Source organism: Deinococcus sp. QL22 (genome assembly GCF_023370075.1).
Classification (GTDB): Bacteria; Deinococcota; Deinococci; order Deinococcales; family Deinococcaceae; genus Deinococcus.
On sequence record NZ_CP097149.1, the window covers coordinates 850,188 to 871,008 of the forward strand.

Below are 20,821 nucleotides of genomic sequence, written 5' to 3' on the forward strand. Positions count from 1 at the left end.
GTTCAGCACGTCATTGCCAGCGTCTACACCGCACTGCACATACCCTATCAGCGTCCCCTATTCTTTAAGCGTCGGCATAAGCTGGGGGTCAGGAGCGTGGGCGGGGCCATGTGTTAAACTGGAGGTGCTTCCGGGTGGTACAGGAAAGCGCCCCCGCAAGACCAGCAGGCCCGCAGCGGCTTTTTGGTCAAACGGATGCAGGGCGGCCCCCCGTGACAAGCGATCATCTATCCCCGTGGGCGGCCAGTGCTGACCGGGGCGTGCGCGGCAAACAGGGCCAGTAGGCCGGGGCCGCGTGCCCCACACGAAATGAGAACCCACGGGCAGCAAGCTAGACCCCAGGTGCGGAATGCCTAAAGTAAACAAGGGGGGTGCGGCGCAGAACGCAAGCAGCGTCAGCGCCGACTCCGAACAGACAATGAAGCCCGACACGGCGCAGGCCGAACAGGGACAGCAAGGCAAGCGGCAGCGCAAGGCGATCACGCCCGCGCAGGCCGCGCCACAACCGGCGGCGGATGCCGTCAACTCTGATCAGAGCAGCAAACCCAGCAAGAAAAGCAGCAAGGCCAAGCCTGTGCCTGCCGTTGTAGAGCAGGACATCCCCGCAGAAGTGGAGCCGCTGTTGACGGTGGCCGCAGAAGCACAGGCCACCCCAGCACACGCCAAACAGGGCCGCAAGGTTCCTGCAAAGCCAGCGGCGCAAGATGAAGCAAGGGTGCCAGAACTTCAGACCGAAACCCCCGCACTTGTGGAACAGCGCAAAATCGCTGCACCCAAGCGGGGCCGCAAGGTGCCTGTCGACACAGCACCCGTTGAGCCCAGAGAAGAAGTGGCTGTTGAAGCCGCTGCCTCTCCCCTGCCGGAAGCTGCGCCCGTTGAACCTGTACTGGCTAAACCCGACGCGCCCATGCCTGCGGCGAAAGCTAAGCGTGGGGGCCGTAAGGTCAGTGTTCCAGCCGCAGAAGTGGCCGAAGCAGAGACAGCGGAAGTCGTCGCTCCCGTTGTGCAAGAAGCTCCGGTGGAAGTCGCGCCCGCAGCTGCCCCCGCCAAGCGCCCGCGTAAGGCCAAAGCCGACGCGCCCGCAGTGGTGCTGACGAGCGGCACGGCAGACAGCAATACGGTAGAAACGGCGGTGCTGGAACTGGCCGAAGCGGTCAGCCCCACGCCCACCGACGACGCCGCGCCTGCTGTTGCAGACGCCGAACCCGTCCTGCTGGAAGTTCCCATCAAGCCCCGCAAAGGCCGCAAAGCCGTAACAGTGGCCGATGCCCCGGTTGAAGAATTGCCTCTGACCGAGGTGCTGAGCGGTGTGGAAGCTGTGCCAGTGGAAGTGGCACCAGTCGAAACACCCGCAGAAATAGCCGTGGAACCAGTGGTACTCGAACCCACTCCCAAGGCCAGCCGTGCTAAGGGCAAGGGCCGGGGCAAGCAACCCGCAGCCGCGCCCGTACCAATGGAGTCTGCGCCTGTAGAGCCGGAAGAAGCCGAGCCAGCACAAGTGCAGGCCGCCGCTTCTGACGGTGAAGACGCAGACGGCAGCGAAGACAACCAGAATCCTGCCCGTGACATCGTAATTGCCCAACTTCGGAAGTTGGGACGGCCCGTGCATGTGCGCGATCTGGAACGCACCTTTACGCGCCAGACCATCTCGCGGATTGGCGACTGGCGCAGCCTGGAAGCATTGCTGGATACCCTCACGGAAGCGGGCGAAGTGGTACGCACCCGCCGCCATACCTACGGCCTGCCCGAAGCCATGAGCCTCGTGCGGGGGCGCTTTCAGGCGTCGGCAGCGGGCTTCGGCTTCGTGGTGCCCGACAGCGGCGGCGAGGATTACTACGTGGCCGAGGGCAACACGATGGAAGCCTGGAATGGCGACATCGTGCTGGTGCGGATGGAAGGACGTGGTGACACCGGTGGGAGCAACGGCTACGGCAAGGGCGGCCCTCGCCGGGGCCAACGCGGAGACGGCAGCCCGCGTGCCAGCGTCGTCCGGATCGTGCAGCGGGCCTACAAACAGCTCGTGGGCACGCTGGAATTTCATCACGGCCACCCGATCCTGAAACCTGACGACCACCGCGCCCGCCACCGGATTCTGGTGTTCCCTGAAGGGTTGGAAGGGCTGGAGCAAGGCGCACGCGTGGTCACCGAGTTGTACTGGCCCGAACACACCGGAGAGGATGAAGTATTCGGCCAGATCAAGCGCGTGCTGGGCAACGAGGACGATCCCGAAACCGAAACGGAAGCTGTGATCGTAAAATTCGGCCTGCGCGGAGAGTTTGCGCCCGAAGCCGAGGAGCAGGCCAACGCCATTCCCGCCGAGATTGCGGCAGAGGCTCTGGCGGGCCGCCTCGACCTGCGCGACTACAACATATTTACGGTGGATGGCCGCGACGCCAAGGACTTCGACGACGCGATTCATATTCAGCCGACACCCGAGGGAACGTTTGTGGTGGGCATTCATATTGCCGACGTGAGTCACTATGTTCCCGAAGGCACGCCGCTGGACGAGGAAGCCTACGCCCGCGCCACCAGCGTGTATTTGCCGGGCCGGGTGCTGCCCATGTTGCCCGAACACCTCAGCAACGGCGTGTGCAGTCTGGTGCCCTACCAAGACCGCCTGACCATGACAGCGCTGGTGGAACTCTCGGCAGAGGGCGACATTCTGAAGGTGCAGCTTGCGCCCAGCGTCATCAACTCTAAGGCCCGCCTGACGTATGACGAGGTGCAGGCGTACAGCGAAGCCACCGCCACGCTGCCTGAAGCCGCCCGCCAACTGGAAGGCGACCTGCACCTGCTGCTCAAAATTACGACCAAGCTGCGCCAACGCCGCCTGCGCGAAGGCTCGCTGGACTTCAAGATGCGGGAAGTGAAGGTGGACGTGGGGCCAGATGGCCGCATGGAACTGACGCCGATCCGTGAAGAAACGGCACGCGGCATGATCGAAGATTTGATGCTGCTGGCAAACAAAGTGGTGGCGCATTATCTGCTGGAGCGCGAGATTCCGACCCTGTTCCGCATTCACGAAGAACCCACCCTGCAACGCTTTCAGGACGTGACGGCGGCGATTGGGCGCTTGGGATTTTCGTTCCCCGGCGGCGAACCCACCCCGCAGGCGTATCAGGCGGTGCTGAAGCAGGTGCGCGGTACTCCGCGTGAGAGCGTGGTCAATACGCTGCTGCTGCGCTCCATGCAGCAGGCCAAATACGCTGGGGAGAACCTAGGCCACTTCGGTCTGGCGTTCGAGGAATACCTGCACTTCACCTCTCCGATTCGCCGCTATCCCGACCTGATGGTTCACAGGGCACTGCGGGGCGTACTGAGCGGTGAACTGAAGGCCGGAAGCCGTGCTGTGGGCCAGTTACAGGCCAAGCTGCCCGACATGGGCACCCACACCAGCGCCCGCGAGCGCACGGCCAGTGAAGCCGAACGCGACCTGACCAAGTACTATCAGGCGAAATGGGCGCAGGAACATCTGGGCCAGACCTTTGCCGGAAACGTGTCGGGTGTGGTCGCCAGCGGCCTGTTCATCGCGCTGGAAAACGGCGTGGAAGGCAAACTGCACATCAGCAACTTGGATGACGACTATTACGTGTTTATCGAAGATGCTGGGATGCTGCGCGGACGCAGCCGGGGCCGCAGCTACCGCCTCGGGGACGCCGTGAACGTCACCATCAGTACGGTCAATCCGCTGGCCCGTCAGACCGATTTCACGCTGCAAAGCAGCACCCCCGACACTCAGGAGAACGACATGGATTCCGAACATAAACCCCGCGCCCGCCGCCGCGATGACCGCGAGCAGGAACGCCGCGAGAAGTTGCAAAGCGTGCCCACCAGTGCGCCGCGCAAGTTCACGCTGGATGACCCGGCTCCGCTTCCCAGTGCTTCCGATGCTGCTCCCTCTGCCGCTGCTCCTGCCCGAGCCAGTGGCCGGGGGAGGTACGAGCGCGGTGAGAGAAGTACGCCGGAGCGGGGCGAAGGCGCGACCTTCGGCGGCCAGCCGATGAACGCCGCACGCGGAAACAGCCGCCCAGCCGCCACCTCTGGCAACGCGGGCAGCGGACGGCCCCGGCGCGTCATTACGCTGGAGCGCCCCCGCAACGAACACCTGCGCCCCGTGAACATCACGGTGCAGCGCATGTATTTCGGCGACTGGACGCTGGATCACATGCCGCCCGAAGAAACTCAGGGCGGGCGCAGCAGCGGAGGCCGCAGCTTTGAACGCGGCGGCGGCGGCGAGCGGGCTTCCTCTGAACGTGGCGGGCGCGGGTATACCCGTGGTGGCAATGACCGGGGAGCCGTGCAGCGCGTAAATGGCCGCCAGCAGGGTCAGGCTCAGGGCACGCCCCGCCCGCCTCAAGCCGCCGCCCCTGCGCCGCAAGCCGCACCCGCACAGGCCGCCTTGGTGCAGTCTGCACAGGCCCAAGCCGATGATGCCAAACGCCGCCGCCGCCGCCGGGGCCGCCGGGGTGGGAATGGTGGGCCAGCGTCGGGGTAACAACCCGTTAGTGGTGAGTAGGGCAAGCTAAAAGCAGAAAACAACCGCCGGGGAAACGTGGCGGTTGTTTTCTGCTTAAATTTTCTGCACCCGAGAAGCTTTGAGCAGTGGTGTGTACGTTCTTGCCCTATCTGCTTGTCGTCAAGGGGATTGCCCTTCCTCGACCCTTGGATCGCCTTGCTCAGCTTTCGTAACTCCGCGCCACGCTCGTCAATACACTCCGAAATTCTCCCGGCGTGATCAGGCCCATTGCCATCGCGTGACTGGCGGCGTTCAGGCTGTCAGAGGCCAGCACCAGATCCACGCCGTCTTTGCGAACCTCGGCCCGCAGTTTGCCTACGCCTTCATCTCGGCCTGCCTCGGTCACGTCGCGGATATACACAGCCAGAATTCGTCCGGGGTGCTTGCGAACCACTTCGGCATAGATTTCGGGGTCTTTTTCGCCGCTGTCTCCGACCAACACAAAGTTCAGGGTGGGGTAGCGGGCCAAAATGCGCTCGATGACGCCGTGTTTATAGCCGCCGTGCCCCCCCAGCAGATCAAACCCCCAGTTGCGGAGGAACATCGGCCCCAGCGGAATGCGGCGGTAATCCAGAAATTGCCACAACAGATCGAAAAAATTCCACGGGCTGCTGGACACGTAAAAGATGGGATTGCGGGTTTCGCCGTCGCGGGTCAGTGCGCGGTACAGCGCTCCCACGCCCGCAAACGGCAGGCGGGTGCGGGCATTTCCGGTCAGGCTGGTCATCAGCATGCGCGGCAGGCTGGTCACGTCCGACTGAATCACGGTGTCGTCGAGGTCGCTGATAATGCCGAATCGGGCGTCTGAGACGACCTGCACGCGGGCGCGGGTGGTGCCCTCGCGGCCTTCTATACTCAGGCTCGCCTCATGCCACCCCCCCGGCAGCGGCGTAGGTGGTTCAAACATCAGGGTGAAGTAGCCGTCGTGATCGCTGACACCACTCACGGAAAAGCCGTTTAGGACGCCCGTGACCTTGACGCCGCCCACCTCGCGGGAAAACAGACGGCGCAGAATATTGCGGAAATTGCGCCAGCGGGCGTCGCCCTTTTTGGCAGGTGCGAGGGTACGGGGCAGCAGCACCCGGCCCGTCAGTTCGGCCTGCTGCGGCGTGCCCCAGCCCACGTAGGGTTGCAAAATCATTTTTCCGCGTGCCCGGCGTGGTTGTACATACCCGCTGACGGCATGATCGAGGGCCACCACCGCCCGCTCCAGCACCGGAAGCAGCACCTTGAAGGCCGTTTTAAAGGCGCTGACCCTTGCCACTGTGGGTGCAGCAGAGGCATTCGGGGAGGAACTGGAAGCCGGATTCACTCAAACAGTCTAGGGGCCGGAGTACGGCAGTGGTCAGCGGTGAGGTTGAGATTTTGTGAACATGGCCGCTGGGTCAACTGAGATCTTGCATTTTTCCAAAACGATGTCTGGAACGTGCTTTTGGCCCCATAGTGGGGTGTGAACCCAAAAGAACCGCGCTCCAGACGCCTGTATTCTGACATCCTCACGTGCTTTTCAAGGGCGCAGCATCGGGCCTCATTTGAGGTGTTTCTTGATCTGCTGCTGGATGGTTCTGGTCGCCCCCTCCCAGAACGGGCCACCGTGAAGTCACCGGCAGCCATCAGCCGGTTTTTGAACCATGCCGCATGGCAGACCCGGCAGCTCTGCCGGGTCATGCGCCAGCACGCGTTGCAACTGTTGCCGGATGAATGGCGACTTCGGCCTCATCAGCGACCTCGACTTGACCTGTTGGTCGATTTGACGAGCTTGGAAAAGAGTGGCAAGTTCGCTGACCTGGACGACTGGATGCACACCTTCAACAGTGTTCATGGCGTCCATCTGGTGGTGCTGTATCTGTGTTGCGGTCAACTGCGGTTGCCTTGGGCGGTTCAGGTGTGGCGGGGCAAAGGGACGCCTTCCCCTGCACAACTGGCCCTGAAGTTGCTCCGCACCGTTGCACGACTGCTGCTGTCGGGGAGACGGCGCCCTCGTCTCCATGCAGATGGGGGGTTTGAGAGCGTCGAGTTCATTCAAGGCGTTCTCGCCCAGGGCTTGGACATCGTGGTGGGTGTCCGTTGTACACGCAAGCTCGAGGATGGCCGTCAGGTGCAAGATCTCATGGTTAGAGGCAGTCTGGTCAAGCCCTGTGGGCTTGACCAGATCATGTGTGTCTCTTGGGTGTGGCTTTACCGGAACAAGGAGCCAGAACAACGCTTTGTCATGTCCAACGTCAATCTCGGCGGCGTGTATCTGGCACGGGTCGGGAAAGGGCGTTGGAGGATTGAGGCGTTCTTTAAAACGATCAAGGGGCGTTTCGGACTTGAACGCTTTGCCCAACACAGCAAACAGGGCGTGTTCCGCTGGTGGTGTTTGTCCACCTTGGCCTTTTTTCTCTGTCATTTCCAAGAGTTGGATGGCGCCGTGAGGAAACCGCAGGTCTGGCCGGATTGGGGAGTGTTGGCGAGAACCATACGGTTCTCGTTTGTTCCAGAAGTACGTCGTCAAGCACTTCTTCTAGAGTGAGCGGCACTCAACGCCTTCCAGCACGCACAAATTCCCCTCAAAACTTGAACTGCAAGATCTCAGGCAAGTCCGATTGGATGCCACAAGAAATCAACCGGAGAAGGCGTGATTCAGAGCTTGAAATCGCCTCTCAGACCCTGTAGACCCTTGACCCTTAGTCGCTTTTCCCACTCCACACAACCTACTTTACCTGCGGACTATGTGCATACCGCCGCCCGATGATGCGCCGCACCACGAAATCTCCCACCGCCGGAAAGAGCGTGTTCAGCAGTACCAGCGGGGCATACAACTTGGGCACGATCACCTCGGCGCGGGGGTGCTCCAGCACGTCGGCCACAGCGCGGGCCACCACTTCCGGCCCCGGCATAGGCAGGCGGGCCGAAGCCGTCATTTCACTCCTGACGAAACCAGGGGCGATCAGGCTGACCGTGACGCCCGTGCCCAGGAGTTCCCGCCGCAACGCCAGAGAAAATCCGCGCAGACCGTACTTGCTGGCCGAATACACCCCGTTACTGGCGACCCGTCCCGCCACCGAACCGATATTGACGATGTGGCCTGCGCTGCGCCGCCGCATGTCGGGCAGGGCCAGCCGCGTCAGTTCGATGGGCGATTCCAGATTCACGCGCAACACGCGCATGGGGTCGGCGTCATCCCACCACCAGCCTTGCTCCACAGTGACACCCGCGTTGTTAACCAATACGTCAATAGAACCAAAATGTGCGGTGGCAGCGGCCAGCAATGCCCGGCGCGAGGCGTCGTCGGTCACGTCGGTGGGTACAGCAATCACGCGCACGCCCGCCGGGTCGAGTTGGCGGGCCAGCAGCCCCAGTTCGTCGGTGCGGCGGGCGGCCAGCACCAGCCTGTGCCCCCGTGCCGCCAGCTCTACGGCGGTGGCCCGCCCAATCCCGCTGGAAGCCCCCGTCAGTACGATGACTTTGCTGGTGATTGTCTGGTCTGCCTGGGGTGTCATGCGGGTATGCTACACCCCACACCAGAGAGTAGGGAATGCACAAACGCCGTCTCAGACGAGCATCAGGCAGGCGGCGCACACTGGTGGGATGAAGAATCGTTTTGGGGGCCGGTTTCGCGCTGCCCTGCTCGGTGGCCTCCTGCTGGGGGCGGGCCTTTTGCCTGCTGCACAGTCCATCAAGGCCATTCCTGCGCTGCCGCCCCGCAGCACACCGCCTGCCGTTCCACCCCCAACCATCCCACCCCCGCCCCTGCCCGAATTGCGGCCCACCTCTCCCGCTCCTCTACCGGAACTGTCGCCCGTCGCGCCTTCACGTCCAAGTACACCCAGCCCGGTCAGGCCCACCCCGGCGACCCCGACTCCAGCCGCACGCTCTGGCCTGCCCCGGCCCACCGATCCGCTGTATGTGCGGCAACAGAACTTGCAAACTATTGACCTGGAAGGCGCGTGGGCACAGCTTCCTGCTGTCCTCTCCCCCGTTACGGTGGCGGTGCTGGACACCGGGTATATCGCTTCGCCGGAGTTGGCGGGCCGGGTCATCAACGGCTACGACTTCGTGTCGGATGCGGCGCGGGCGGGCGACGGCAACGGGCGCGACACCGACGCCACCGGACTGGGGGCGCTGGCCTACCACGCCGAATTGGTGGGCAACATCATCGGCGCGGCGCACGATGGGCGCGGCATGGCCGGTATCGCGCCGCGTGTGCGGGTGGTGCAGATACGCGTGGCGGGCACCGATGGCCTGATCGACCCCCAGGATTTGGCCGACAGCCTGCGCTGGGCGGCGGGCCTGACGGTGGCGGGCGTGCCCACCAACCCGAACCCGGCCCGGATTCTGAACCTGAGTCTGTACGCTGATTTTATTCCCCTCACCCGCTGTGACGCCCGCGTGCAGGCCGCCGTAGACGCCATTACCGCACGCGGCGCATTGGTGATTGCCGGGGCCGCCAACGACGGCAAAGATGCGGGCGGCTACTCTCCGGCGGGCTGCCGGGGCGTGCTGACCATCACCAGCGTGAATGATGAAGGCGTGCGGCCCAGCTATGCCAACTGGGGCCGCACTGTGGCGTTGGCTGCGCCGGGCGGAGAAGTGGGGCGCGGCATCGTGGCCAGCAGCCTGAGCGGTGTGGGCGGCGTGCGCGAACCCAACGGCACCAGTTTTGCCGCCCCACACGCGGCAGGTGTGGCGGCCCTCCTGTTGGGTGTGCGGCCCAAGCTCTCGCCCACGCAACTGCGGAGCCTGCTGACTGGTACAGCCACCCCGTTTCCCAGTGGACAGTGCGACCCTGACCCAGCCCGGACTTGCGGCGCTGGCACACTGAATGCGGGGGCGGCACTCCGGGCAGCGTTAGCTTCCTCGCTGGGAAAATAGGGAGTGGGCAAGTGGGGCGGCGTCATGCTGGCCTCTGGGCCAAAAATAACGCCAGTCTGACCAGCCATCCAGACCTTCTCACCCGGCTTTTGTGCGTCTCATACGGGCCTGGCGCACCATACATGCAGACGCCGCACACCCACTTGCTCCGGGGGCGTCTTGAGAATCTGCCCATGTGCCCGGAACGCGCATGGACGACCAGGACGAGGCCGGGATTTGAACGCCCCGGCTTCATTTTTTGTTTGGGTCGGCGTAAATGGGACGTGTTGCCCACCGCTTTTGCCTAAGATGAAGTCATGAGGCTTTTTTCGTGAACGCTCCGGCATGGCGGGTGTGGCTGGTGGTGGCGCTGGTGTGCGGCTGGGGCATCCTGAGCATCCGCTTCGTGCAGCGCCAGGAGTGGCCGATGGCGGGCCTGTGCCTCCTCCTCCTGATTACCAACGGTGTAACCCTGTGGCGACTGACCAAGCACGGGAAGTAAACAGATTTAGCTGAGCCTCCGCCGCTCTAGTCGGTGTCCGGGCGTGCGGTAGGCGCGAATGAGGGCGCGGGTGGGCAGCACGACACGCGGCGTTATCCATGATTGAGAGGGCTTGTGCAGCGCCCACCCCGCCCCCAATGTTACAGCGGCGTGTTCCACTTGCCTGCCTTTGCTTCGCCAGACCAACAGCGTCCCGGGTTGATCGTCCTTGTCATCAGACCGCGTATGGGTCGCCAGGAATGCTTCAAATGGCTCGCGCTGCATCCATTCCGACTCCGCGCCTACTGTGCCTGCGGCAGCCATAACGGTGCCAAAGCAGTTGGGGCCGCTGCCCCCCGCGAACGTTCCAGCCAAAGCGAGGGCACGCGGCAGCACCGATTCGGCAGTTTGCCACACAGCTTCCGGCACTTGCTGGCGCTGACAAGGTTGCGATTCGGCAGACACGAGGCGGGCCACCCGTTCGGGGGTGAGCATAGAGCGCCACCACACAAAGCGCCCGCGCTGAGGCTCCGGCATCAGGTCTGCAAACGCTTTGGCATAGGGCAAATTGCCGCGCCCATGCCGCACTTGCAGACTCACTAGACTTTGGCGAGCAGGTACGGTTAAGCCGTTCCAATCATCCTCGGAGAGTAGGGCCACCCGGTTCGCAGCGTCAGACAAGCTCCAGAGGGTGAACGTGTCGCGGAGTTCCGGGGGAGGTTGCCAATCGGCATAGGCAAGGGTGGGCAGGCCAAACCCCTCAGCCTCGGCCCCGGTCAGAAGGAAGGGCTGTATGGGCGGGGCCAGCCACTCGGCCCAGCGTGCCAACACGTCCGGCGAAACTGGAATATTCAGCACGTTCACCCTAGATCCGTCACCTTAGCCCCGCTTGGTCGGCACGCGCCACACGATGTACACCACGCCCAGAACCACCCACGCCACTTGCCCCACCAGCACCGGAATACGCGGCAGACTAAAACCCACTGCCAGCACAATGCACACGCAAGCAAACCACTTGGCCCGAAGCGGCATTCCGCGACCAGAGCGGTAATCGCTGACCAATTGACCGATGACCGGGCGCGACAGCAGCCACGCTTCCCAGCGCGGATCGCCCCGCGCAAAGGCGGCAGCGGCCAGTATAAACCAGACCGTACCCGGAAACCCCGGCAGAATGAGGCCCATGAAGCCCAGCCCGGTCAGCACAAATCCCAAGACCACCCACAGCGGGCGGATGGGGCGGGGCGGCGTAGACACAGCGGCAGCCTAGCGCACCACCCCCAAGTTATTGCCCTGACAGTACCAGAATCCCGTCCTCATCGGCAAAAATATGATCTCCGGGCTGGATAGTTGCGTCTGCAAAAGTCACGATTCCGCCCGCCTGCCCCTCTGCCGCCTTGCCGCTGCGCCGGGGGTGAGCCGCCAATGCCCGAATCCCGACAGGCAGCGCCCGGAGTTCGGCAGTGTCGCGCACGCAGCCGTAAATGATGACGCCTGCCCAACCACTCTGCACCGCAAATTGCCCCAGCATCCCGCCCAGCAGCGCACAATTCAGGCTGCCGCCGCCGTCTACGACCAGCACGCGCCCCAGCCCCGGCGTTTCCAGGGTCGAGCGCACCAACGGATTGTTCTCGGAGACTTGCAGGGTGAAGGCAGGTCCACAAAAACGCGCCTGGCCGCCGTAGTCCTGGAACACAGGAGCCAGAATCTGCGCCTCGGGGTGCGCGTCACTGAGGTCGGTGGTGGCGAAAGCGGCTGGCGCATTGGTCATGGCTGATCGTACTGGGATGCCAACAAAGGTACGGGGTACTGGGCCGGGAACGGCGGCAGGCTTCACTGTCTGTTCAGAAACAGCGTCTTTCGTAATTCATGGCTTTCTGAACCATGCGCTGTATCTCTGGCCAGTCTGGCTTGCACACAGCGCTCCAGCCCCCTATCTTTCCTATACCCAACCAACCGCACAAGCCGCCATAACTTACCACCGGGTCAGGACTTTAGGACTTAAACGTTTTAGTCTTTTGCCCAAGAGTGAGCCGGGTCAGTCGCCTGAGCAGGGGCTTGACAGGTGAGAAATTAAGCGCACAATGGTCTTGTAACCGATTACAAAAACTTGGCGTGACCATCTGGGGTCACATCGGGCCATCTCTGTGGGTGCTTCTCTGCGCCACGCTTATTCGTTCTGTCGGCTCTGTAACCGGTTACGTGTTTTCAAGGAGAGATAGAACATCGCTATGTCTGACGCTCTGATCCGCCCCACCATCGAAGACATTGCCCGCGCTTCTGGCGTGAGCAAAGGAACCGTGAGCCGTGTGATCAATGGGCATTCCACTGTGGCCGAGCGCACCCGCGCCCGCGTGCAGGAAGTGATTGCGCGGCTGGATTACACGCCTGACCCCGCTGCCCGCAACCTGAGTTGGCGCACGGGGCAAACGCTGGGGCTGTCTCTTGACCGCGACGATCCCATGCTCAGCCCCTATCAGGTGTTGTTCCGGCGGGCGCTGGAGGCCCACACTGCGCCGCTGGGCGTGCAACTGCTGGACTTGCGGGCCGACCTGACCCGTATGGCCCGGTTGCCCAGCGCCGTCTTGGTCATGCACGCCGTAGAAGGCGACCCCCGGTTGTCGTTTTTGCAGCAGGCAGGCGTGCCAGCCGTGCTCATCGGCCATCATCCGGCGTCGTTCTGGGTGGCTCCGGACGATGAAGGCGGTGCACAACTGGCGACCACGCAACTGCTGCAAGCGGGACACCGCCACCTGGTGTATCTGGGGGCTGGCCCCAGTCAGGTGGCGCAAGACCGCCAGCGCGGGTTCGAGCGGGCCGCCCGCACCACCGGGGCCACCACACACCTGTTGGCTGCCGATTTCACGGTGTTGGGCGGCTACCGCGCCGTGCGGCGAGCATGGGAATCGGGCCTGCGTTTTACGGGCCTGTTTGCCCAAAGCGACGAGAGTGCCATTGGCGCAGTCGCCGCTCTGGAAGACCTGGGCATCAACATTCCAGGAGACGTATCGGTGGTCGGCTTTGACGGCCTGCCCGAATTGCCGCTTCCCTACGCTCTCACCACCGTGTCGCAAGACATTCCCCGCATAGCCAGCACCGCGCTCACCCTTGTTGGGGAGGCCATTTCGGGGCGCTTGCCCCGTGGCGAATTCATTCCTGTTCAGCTTATTTCCGGCGCAACGGTTGCGCCTGCCCCCGGAGGGTCACCATGAAGATTCAGAACGCACTCCTGCTCAGCCTCGCCGTCCTCGCTTCCAGCGCCGCAGCCCAGACCACCATCAAGATCAACGGTTACGGCGGTACCGACCCCGCTGTAGTGGGCGACCTGATCAACAAGTTCGTGAAGCCCGCGCTGGCCAAAGACAAGATCACGGTGGTCTACGAGCCGCTGCAAGGCGACTACAACAAGTCGCTGACCACACTGTTGGCCGCCGGAAATGCGGGCGACGTGTTCTATCTGCCCGCCGAAACCCTCAGCGGCTTTGTGGCCACCGGAAAAGTGCTGCCCCTGAACGGCGTCGTCAACACCACCCCCTACATCAAGAGCCTGAACACCGCCTTTACGCAAAATGGCCGCGTGTACGGCATCGCCAAGGATTTCAACACCCTGACGCTGGTCTACAACAAAGACCTCTTTGACGAAGCCAAAGTCGCCTACCCCGACAACAACGACACCTGGACGGACTTGCAGACCAAGCTGACCACCCTCAAGAAGAACCTCGGCAACGAGTACTACGGCATCTGCCTTCAGCCCAACTTCGACCGATTCGGCGCGTTCGCCTACGCCACCGGCTGGAATCAGTTCGATTCCAAGGGCAAGACCAACCTCGCCGATGCCCGCTTTGCCGAAGCCTTCAACTTTTACACCGGCCTCGCCAAGAACAAAGTCGGTATTACGCCCAGCGAAGTGTCCGAAGGTTGGACGGGCGGCTGCCTGAAGACCGGTAAGGTCGCTGTGGCGATCGAAGGCGGATGGGTCGTCAACTTCCTGCGCGACAACGCGCCCAACCTGAAGTTCGGCACCGCGCTGATGCCCAAGAACAACAAGACCGCCAAACGCGGCAACTTCCTGTATACCGTAGGCTGGGCCATCAACTCCGGAACCAAGAACAAGAGCGCCGCCACCAAGGTGCTGAACATCCTGACCAGCCCCGCCGTGCAGCAGTACGTGCTGGAGCAAGGCCTCGCTATTCCTAGCCGCACGGCCCTCGGCGACAACGCCTACTTCAAGAAGACCGACGCGGGCGCAGTGAACAGCCGCCTCGTGTTCCAGGGCGCTTCCGACGGCAACGTCAAGTCCTTCAGCTTCGGGCCTCAAGGCCCAGATTGGAGCAAGCCCATCAACGACGCCCTCGCCGCCGTCCTCAGCGGCCAGAAGAGCAGCGCCGACGCCCTGAAAAAAGCGCAGCAGGACATGAACACCTTCCAGAACCGCTGATCTTTCCCACTGAGGTTTAACACAGAGGGCTGATCTGGTCAGAGGGTCGGGAGGCGAGCGTTGCCTGCCCCCGGCCCTCTGTCATTGTTGTCAGTCGTCTAAATTTCTATCAAGTCATGCGGACTCCGCTCCATTCCGCCACAACTGGGACAACACCGTTTGCGGCTCCATAACGCGTAGCCCGCATAGTTTCCCACTCGCTCCGCTCCCCTTCGGAGCTTTGCAAGTCGGATTGAATCCTAAAAAGAGCAGGATTCAATCGGAATCCGTATCAGCTTCTGCATTTATTTCTGCTGGGTTTCACCGCTGGAGGGTGTATGACCATTACCAATCCCACTGCCAAAAGACCCAAGGCCGCCCGCTCCAAGCAGAGCCAGACGACCACGACGGCGCTGCTGTTTTTAGCCCCGTTTCTGATCACCACACTGATCTTCTTTTTCTATGCGTTCGGCCGCGCCATCTATTATTCGTTTACCGATTTCAACCTGTTCAATACGCCCACGCTAATCGGCATCGAGCCTTACCGCGACGTGCTGGCCGATCCGTCGTTCCGGCGGGCGCTCGCCAACAGCCTGATTTTCGCCATCGTGACCACCACGCTGCAAACGATATTTTCCCTGCTGATGGCCGTGGCGCTCAACAACAAGATTCGCGGGATGGCCTTCTTCCGCTCGGCGTGGTACATGCCTTCCATCACGTCCAGCGTGGTCATTACCCTGATTTTCCTGTGGCTGTTTCAACGGCGCGGCATTGCCAACTACCTGATTACGCAGTGGCAGGCCTACCAACCCATCGTTCTGACGTTCCTTGGCGTGCTGATCGTGGTGCAAATCGTGCAGGTGCTCTGGGAAAGGTCGCGCAAGTTGCCCGCAGGCTGGCTTGATCCGGCGCTGGCAGCGGTCAGTGCGCTGATTGCCATCATCGTGGTGCTGATTCTGAATACCACCGGGCTGGTCGGTGTGCGCGAAGTGGCTCCCTACGATTACCAGTATTTTGCCGACAAGTGGATCAGTATCGGCGGCGTGCGGGTGCTGAGTATTCCGCTGCTGGTCATCATCATCCAGAACACCTTTACCACCGTGCCCACGCTGATGCTGTTTTTCCTCGCAGGACTCCAGAGCATTCCCGGCTCGCTGTACGAGGCCGCCGATATTGACGGCGCGACGCCCTACCAGAAACTGATGAACGTGACGGTTCCCATGCTGCGCCCAGTCACCTTTTATGTGGTCACGGTGGGCCTGATTGGAACGATGCAGATGTTTGATCAGGTGGCCGTGATCGGTTCGGCGGCCCCGCAGGACACGCTGATTACGCTGGCCTTCTACGTGTACACCAACACCTTCAAGAACGGCGCGGCCCCGGTGAATATGGCGTCGGCGGCGGCCATCGTGCTGGCCCTGATCATCCTGAGCATGGTGTTCGTGCAGCGCAAGTTCTTTGTGGCACCCGAGGCCAACTAGGATGCGCGGCCCTGGCAGCACTTCTTTAGAACGATTCCGTCCGATTCCCGGCCACCCGGAGCCGCGCCGGGTCTCCGTCCATCTCTGCTTCGCAGCTTTGCAAGTTCCGCAATCCGTCTTTTTTCCGACTCGTTCCACTCGGATTGAATCTTGCACTTTTGGGATTCAATCAGAATCGACTTACCAGGAGGCGGCAGCATGACGGCAATTCAGACAGAACGCAGGGTGGCGGCCTCTAACCACGACGCATGGCTCTCGCGGCGACGTTGGGCGCGGGCTGGCTGGCTGTACGTGTTCATGCTGGTCATGAGCTTTTTCTTTCTCGGCCCGTTCCTGATGGGCCTGCTGAGCAGCATGAAAGACAATCCCAACGAGTACCCGCCCAAAGTCATCATTCCGCAACTGACGGCGCAGTACGTGAGCCGCGCCTACAACCTTGGGGTGCAGGGCGGCAACAGCGGGTGGAACGGTGGCCTGACTCCGGGCCGAGAAGTCAACTTCGAGGTGTCGGTGCGCTCTCCGGCAGACGCCCCCAAAGACGCTCCTGTGGTCAGCCTGTTTCCCTATCAGCCCGTGAGTCTGGTGGCTATTGCCCGCCAGGCGCAGGCCAAAGACTACGCCCAACTGAAGACGGTGCAGGTGTCTCAGACGGGAGATACGCGGGTGTACCGCACCACCGTGACCTACCCCGCGATGACGGCGCAAACAGGCGAAGTGATCCGGGCCAAACTGGTGACGCCCGACAGTGACGTCCGGGCACAACTGCCGGGCGGCCAAATCGTGAAGGTGACACTGGACACGCCCGCAGCGCAGGCCAAGCAGTACGAACTGAGCGAAACGCAGCGCGTGGAACTGGTCAAGTCGGGCGAGAACTACTACCTGCGCGGGCCACTGTTCGAGCGCACGCCCATGCAGGTGGACGTGCAGCGCGGGCAAAGCATCGTGAACAGCACCCTGCCGCCCAGCGACAAGCAGAACTTTGACCGGTCGTTTGCCTTCCGCAACGTGACCCCCGGCATTCTGGGTTACACCTTCAACAACTACCGCCGCGCCTTCAACGAAACGATGGATCCCAAATCGGGCCGCAGCCTGTTCTTCTCCTGGGTACTGAACTCGTTCCTGTACGCCTTCCTACGCGTGGCCGCCGCCATAGTGTTCTGCTCGCTGGCGGGATACGCCCTGGCCCGCTTCGACTTTCCTGGCAAGAACCTGATTTTCTTGGGCGCGGTGCTGTTCGTGCAGATGGTACCGAGTCAGGTGAACCTGGTCAGCAACTACGTGCTCCTCAAGGATTTAGGTCTGCTAAATATCTGGGGGCTGTGGTTTAACGGCCTCGTGGCGGCAGGCGGCGTGTTCCTGATGAAGCAGTTCTTCGAGGGCATGCCCAAAGAACTGGAAGAATCGGCCTCTATTGACGGCGCTGGCCCCTTCACGACCTTCTGGAAAGTGATGTTGCCGCAGGCTGGCCCCGCGCTGATTGCTCTCGCCATCACGCAGTTTCAGGGCGCATGGAATGACTTTTTCTGGCCTCTGGTGCTGCTGCGCCAGAACACCGACTTTACCCTCACGGTGGGCCTCTCCAGTTTCTCGCAGTTGTACGGCGGGCAAGGCGATTACGGCCTCATTCTGGCAGGCGCGATCCTGTCGGCCATTCCCGTGATCATCATCTTCATTATTTTCCAGCGCTACTTTGTGGATACCGGCTCAGACAGCGCCGTGAAAGGCTAGTCGGGCGCACCCCAGGCGGGCGGCGTTGGGGCGTTCCCGTTGGAAGCTGCCTGACCCTGCCCGCCCGTTTTCCTTTCTAAATATCCCCGTATCTGACAGACTGTTTTTATCTCTTGGCCCCGCCGTCCAAACCCGGCATACCTTCCCTGCTGTAACCGCTTACAATCTGAGCGTTCGCGCCTGATTTGCGCCCCAATTCTCCGCCCTCACCCCCCGCCACACGCCGCCCCCAAGGAGCGTCCATGCTCAATACCCGCACTGTTCTCAAAGAAAATGACCTGTACCTTGTCGGCAACCGCCACTACAAAATTGCCGAGGGCGAAAGTGGGCTGTACCGCCGCGACACCCGCTTTCTAAGCCACTACGAATGGCGGCTGGACGGCGAGCGCCCGCAACATCTGCTCCAGCACGAGCGCTACCCCTTCTGGCTGCACGAGCACAGCGCCAACGCCAACGTGGGTTACACCATGAAAGTGGGCATTTCCCGCGATCTGACCGTGACCGGAAGCGAGGTGCGCGACACCCTGACCGTGACCCGCTACCTCGGAGAAGGGCCCCAGGAAGTGACGCTGGCGCTGGCTGCCGATTTTGTAGATATGTTCGAGGTGCGCGGCTGGCCCGGCGGCCTCGGCGAACGCACGGTGAGTTCCCAGGAGGTGCCCGGCGGCGTGGAATTCAGCTACACCGCTGGTGACGGCCTGCACAGCCGCGCACTGGTGCAGGTATCGCCCGCTGCCGCGTGGGACGGCGAGAAACTGACCTGGAATCTGACGGAGATAGAAACCAGGATTCGGGTGAGTGTGTTCCCGTTGCAGGGCGACGAGCAGCCCACGCCCGGCGACCCGGCTGCACTAGCTGCCGAATACGACGCGCTGCACGGGGCGATGAATCTGCGGCTGGCCGACCCGCTTGATCAACAGGTGCTGGATCAGAGCATCGAAGACCTGCGGAGCCTGTCGTTTCAGACCGATCAGGGGCGTTTTCCGGCGGCGGGCCTGCCCTGGTTCGTGGCTCCCTTTGGCCGCGACAGCCTGATCATTGCCCTGATGGTGAAGGATCATATGCCCGAGATGGCGCTGACGGTGGCGCGGTATCTGGCCGCGCGGCAGGGCAGCAAGTACGACAAATCCACGCTGGAAGAACCCGGCAAGATTTTGCACGAGGAACGGATTGGCGAACTGACGCGCATGGGCCGTACGCCGCACCGCCCCTACTACGCCACCGCCGACGCCACGCCCCTGTTCGTGTGGCTGGTGGGCGAACTGAGCGCCGCGCACCCCGACATTGCCCGCGAACTGCGCCCGCAGTGGGAAGCGGCCCTGAACTGGTGCCTCACTGACGGCGACCCTGACAGGGACGGCTTTATCGAGTACACGCCCGACGAAAGCGGGATCACCAATGCAGTCTGGAAGGACAGCGGCGACTCTACGTTTACCGCCGAGGGTGTAGACATCAGCGGGCATGTAGCGGTGGTAGAAGTACAGGGTTACGCCTACGCCGCGTACCTTGCTGCCGCCCGGATGTACCGCCTGCTGAACAATGAAGGGCAAGCGGTGGAGTGGGAAAACCGTGCGGCCAGCCTGCGCGAACGCTTTCACGCGGCGTTCTGGTGGCCCGAGCGCAGCTACTACGTGCATGGTCTGAACGGCGATAAAAAGCCCCTGAACGTGCTGGTCAGTAACCCGGCCCACACGCTCTGGACGGGTATTATTCCGCCTGAATTCGCGCCGCAGGTGGCAGCCACCGCGCTGGGCGACAACCTCTGGAGCGGCTGGGGCATTCGCACACTGGGCGAGGGCGAAATCCGCTACAATCCGGTGTCCTATCACAACGGCAGCGTGTGGCCGCACGACACCGCCGCCGCCGCGCTGGGCATGCACCGTTACGGCCTGAACGCTGAGGCCGCGCAGGTGGCCCGCGCCCTGTTCGACGTGGCGCGCGCCGCAGGTGACCGCCGCCTCAGAGAACTGTTGGCCGGATTTAAGCGCGAGTCCCATACGCCGCCTGTGCCCTACCCCGCCGCCTGCCACCCCCAGGGTTGGGACGCGGCTATCCCGCTGGCGCTGGCGCACCTGCTGGGGCACGGGCAGGAGCAGCAGACCGGGAAGCTGGAAAACGAACTGGCCTGAGCGGCTGGCTCCCTTCTCGCTGTACTTTCTCGCCGTGCATTCTCTAAACCGCCCCTCACCCATTGCCGGGTGCGGGGCGGCACACTTGGGCCATGCTGGATAACATTCTGAACAGTGTGCGCCGGGGAGCCGAACGCGTGCAGCGCCGGGGCGAAGAAGTCGCTCAGGTGACCAAACTCCGGGTCGAAGTCTTCCAGCTCACGCGGGAGCAAGACGGCCTGTTTGCGCGGCTGGGGCGTTCTTATCATGCCGGGGCCGACGCCAGTGTGCTTCAGACTGTGCAGGAAGATATTCGCCGCGTGGACGAAGAAATCAACGCCCGCGAACGCCTGATTCAGGAACTGAACACGGCGGCGGCTGAGCCTGTAGACAGCAGCGCAATGGTGCATCAGGAAGGCAAGGCTCAGGCTACGTCCCCGCAGAGTGGCGCGACGGAACCCACCGTGCCAGACGCCATGCCGCGCCCCACCCAGAGCGTGCAGTCCACTGCAACCCAGATCAGCCCAGTGCAGATCAACCCAATGCAGATCAACCCTGTCCAGATGAGCAAGGAGGCCCAACCCATGACGCAGAATGACGACAAGCCCACCTCGACGACCCCAAACCCCACCGTAGAGCACAGCGACGAAAAGCTGCCTGTGACCGACGCCGCTATAGGTGTAGGCAACGAGGCAGGCCGCGACAAGCTCTACCGCCGCCCAAATCACCTGGAAGAGGCCGAGAACGCCAGCAAGCACCCTGACCCCCTGGACATGTAACCGACACATGTGACCCCCCAGGCCGTTCAGCCATTTCTCAAGACCCGCGCCCGTCACAGCACATCCGCCTCACGCGGGGTCTGCTGAGATGGGCGCATGACTTTAGAAACCAATCTGCCTATTATCGTGACCATCCGGGGGGCGTGGATCGGCGACGTGTCTGACCCGGCCCGCGCTTTCGCTGGCGTCGTGAACACTTCTGACCTGGGTGCCCTGCGCTCCGGCGACGCGGTAAAGGTGGTGTACCAGAGCAGCGGCAGCCGCATACCGGGCGCAGGCGAACATGGCCGCTATGCCCTGAGTGCGGCAGGGCGGGAATGGCCGCTCATGCGCTTTGGGGCGCACGCCAGCACGGGCGGCACACGCCAGGATGAATCCCTCGAAAGCAATTGGATAGCGGAAGTGTTGCCGGCTAAGATCGGTTGAAAGTTGCCGACCAAGGGGCATATCAAGGGTCTAAAAGTCGATGGGCTAAGAA

The 20,821-nt window shown here is 62.6% G+C and carries 16 protein-coding genes; 11 read left to right on the forward strand and 5 right to left on the reverse strand.

What is annotated here, in order from left to right:
• Positions 1 to 349: 349 nt before the first annotated feature.
• On the forward strand, positions 350 to 4,495 hold the full coding sequence (gene rnr / locus M1R55_RS04065; protein WP_249393447.1) for a ribonuclease R: 4,146 nt from the start codon (positions 350 to 352) through the stop codon (positions 4,493 to 4,495).
• A 181-nt stretch (positions 4,496 to 4,676) separates the two neighbouring features.
• Here the strand turns inward: rnr and M1R55_RS04070 are convergent, their stop codons facing one another.
• Positions 4,677 to 5,780, reverse strand: coding sequence for an App1 family protein (locus tag M1R55_RS04070; RefSeq protein ID WP_371827177.1), 1,104 nt, complete (start codon positions 5,778 to 5,780; stop codon positions 4,677 to 4,679).
• Positions 5,781 to 6,053: 273 nt separating this feature from the next.
• On the opposite strand from M1R55_RS04070, the gene M1R55_RS04075 reads away from it, so the two are divergent.
• Positions 6,054 to 7,031, forward strand: coding sequence for a transposase (locus tag M1R55_RS04075; RefSeq protein WP_249393449.1), 978 nt, complete (start codon positions 6,054 to 6,056; stop codon positions 7,029 to 7,031).
• A gap of 181 nt (positions 7,032 to 7,212) precedes the next feature.
• Here M1R55_RS04075 and M1R55_RS04080 read toward each other — a convergent pair whose 3' ends face one another.
• Positions 7,213 to 8,001 (reverse strand): SDR family oxidoreductase, encoded by a 789-nt coding sequence (locus M1R55_RS04080; RefSeq protein WP_249393450.1) that lies wholly within the window; start codon positions 7,999 to 8,001, stop codon positions 7,213 to 7,215.
• An 88-nt stretch (positions 8,002 to 8,089) separates the two neighbouring features.
• On the opposite strand from M1R55_RS04080, the gene M1R55_RS04085 reads away from it, so the two are divergent.
• Together M1R55_RS04085 and M1R55_RS04090 are read left to right on the forward strand one after the other, a co-directional pair.
• Positions 8,090 to 9,373, forward strand: a complete 1,284-nt coding sequence (locus tag M1R55_RS04085) for a S8 family serine peptidase (RefSeq protein ID WP_249393451.1) — start codon at positions 8,090 to 8,092, stop codon at positions 9,371 to 9,373.
• Between the two features lie 310 nt (positions 9,374 to 9,683).
• Complete coding sequence (locus M1R55_RS04090) at positions 9,684 to 9,854, forward strand: hypothetical protein (RefSeq protein ID WP_249393452.1); 171 nt, start codon at positions 9,684 to 9,686, stop codon at positions 9,852 to 9,854.
• A gap of 6 nt (positions 9,855 to 9,860) precedes the next feature.
• On the opposite strand, the gene M1R55_RS04095 is transcribed toward M1R55_RS04090, so the two are convergent.
• Genes M1R55_RS04095 through rraA form a run of 3 tightly spaced genes read right to left on the reverse strand, consistent with a single transcriptional unit; the run spans position 9,861 to position 11,601 of the window.
• Positions 9,861 to 10,697 (reverse strand): hypothetical protein, encoded by an 837-nt coding sequence (locus M1R55_RS04095; protein WP_249393453.1) that lies wholly within the window; start codon positions 10,695 to 10,697, stop codon positions 9,861 to 9,863.
• Positions 10,698 to 10,712: 15 nt separating this feature from the next.
• Positions 10,713 to 11,087, reverse strand: a complete 375-nt coding sequence (locus M1R55_RS04100; RefSeq protein WP_249393454.1) for a YbaN family protein — start codon at positions 11,085 to 11,087, stop codon at positions 10,713 to 10,715.
• A 28-nt stretch (positions 11,088 to 11,115) separates the two neighbouring features.
• Positions 11,116 to 11,601, reverse strand: a complete 486-nt coding sequence (rraA, locus tag M1R55_RS04105) for a ribonuclease E activity regulator RraA (protein ID WP_249393455.1) — start codon at positions 11,599 to 11,601, stop codon at positions 11,116 to 11,118.
• Between the two features lie 460 nt (positions 11,602 to 12,061).
• On the opposite strand from rraA, the gene M1R55_RS04110 reads away from it, so the two are divergent.
• The 7 genes from M1R55_RS04110 (at position 12,062) to M1R55_RS04140 (ending at position 20,769) form a co-directional block, all read left to right on the forward strand.
• Positions 12,062 to 13,042 (forward strand): LacI family DNA-binding transcriptional regulator, encoded by a 981-nt coding sequence (locus M1R55_RS04110; RefSeq protein WP_249393456.1) that lies wholly within the window; start codon positions 12,062 to 12,064, stop codon positions 13,040 to 13,042.
• Positions 13,039 to 14,268: an extracellular solute-binding protein gene (locus M1R55_RS04115; protein ID WP_249393457.1), complete on the forward strand. Its 1,230-nt coding sequence runs from the start codon at positions 13,039 to 13,041 to the stop codon at positions 14,266 to 14,268. The genes M1R55_RS04110 and M1R55_RS04115 overlap by 4 nt, the downstream gene beginning before the upstream one ends.
• 317 nt (positions 14,269 to 14,585) lie before the next feature.
• Positions 14,586 to 15,728, forward strand: a complete 1,143-nt coding sequence (locus tag M1R55_RS04120; RefSeq protein ID WP_249393458.1) for a carbohydrate ABC transporter permease — start codon at positions 14,586 to 14,588, stop codon at positions 15,726 to 15,728.
• A gap of 198 nt (positions 15,729 to 15,926) precedes the next feature.
• Complete coding sequence (locus tag M1R55_RS04125; RefSeq protein ID WP_249393459.1) at positions 15,927 to 17,456, forward strand: carbohydrate ABC transporter permease; 1,530 nt, start codon at positions 15,927 to 15,929, stop codon at positions 17,454 to 17,456.
• Positions 17,457 to 17,698: 242 nt separating this feature from the next.
• Positions 17,699 to 19,585 carry a glycogen debranching N-terminal domain-containing protein gene (locus tag M1R55_RS04130; RefSeq protein WP_249393460.1) on the forward strand — a complete coding sequence of 629 codons (1,887 nt, stop codon included), beginning with the start codon at positions 17,699 to 17,701 and terminating at the stop codon, positions 19,583 to 19,585.
• A gap of 92 nt (positions 19,586 to 19,677) precedes the next feature.
• On the forward strand, positions 19,678 to 20,343 hold the full coding sequence (locus M1R55_RS04135) for a hypothetical protein (protein WP_249393461.1): 666 nt from the start codon (positions 19,678 to 19,680) through the stop codon (positions 20,341 to 20,343).
• A gap of 96 nt (positions 20,344 to 20,439) precedes the next feature.
• Positions 20,440 to 20,769, forward strand: coding sequence for a hypothetical protein (locus M1R55_RS04140; protein ID WP_249393462.1), 330 nt, complete (start codon positions 20,440 to 20,442; stop codon positions 20,767 to 20,769).
• The last annotated feature ends 52 nt before the right edge of the window (positions 20,770 to 20,821 follow it).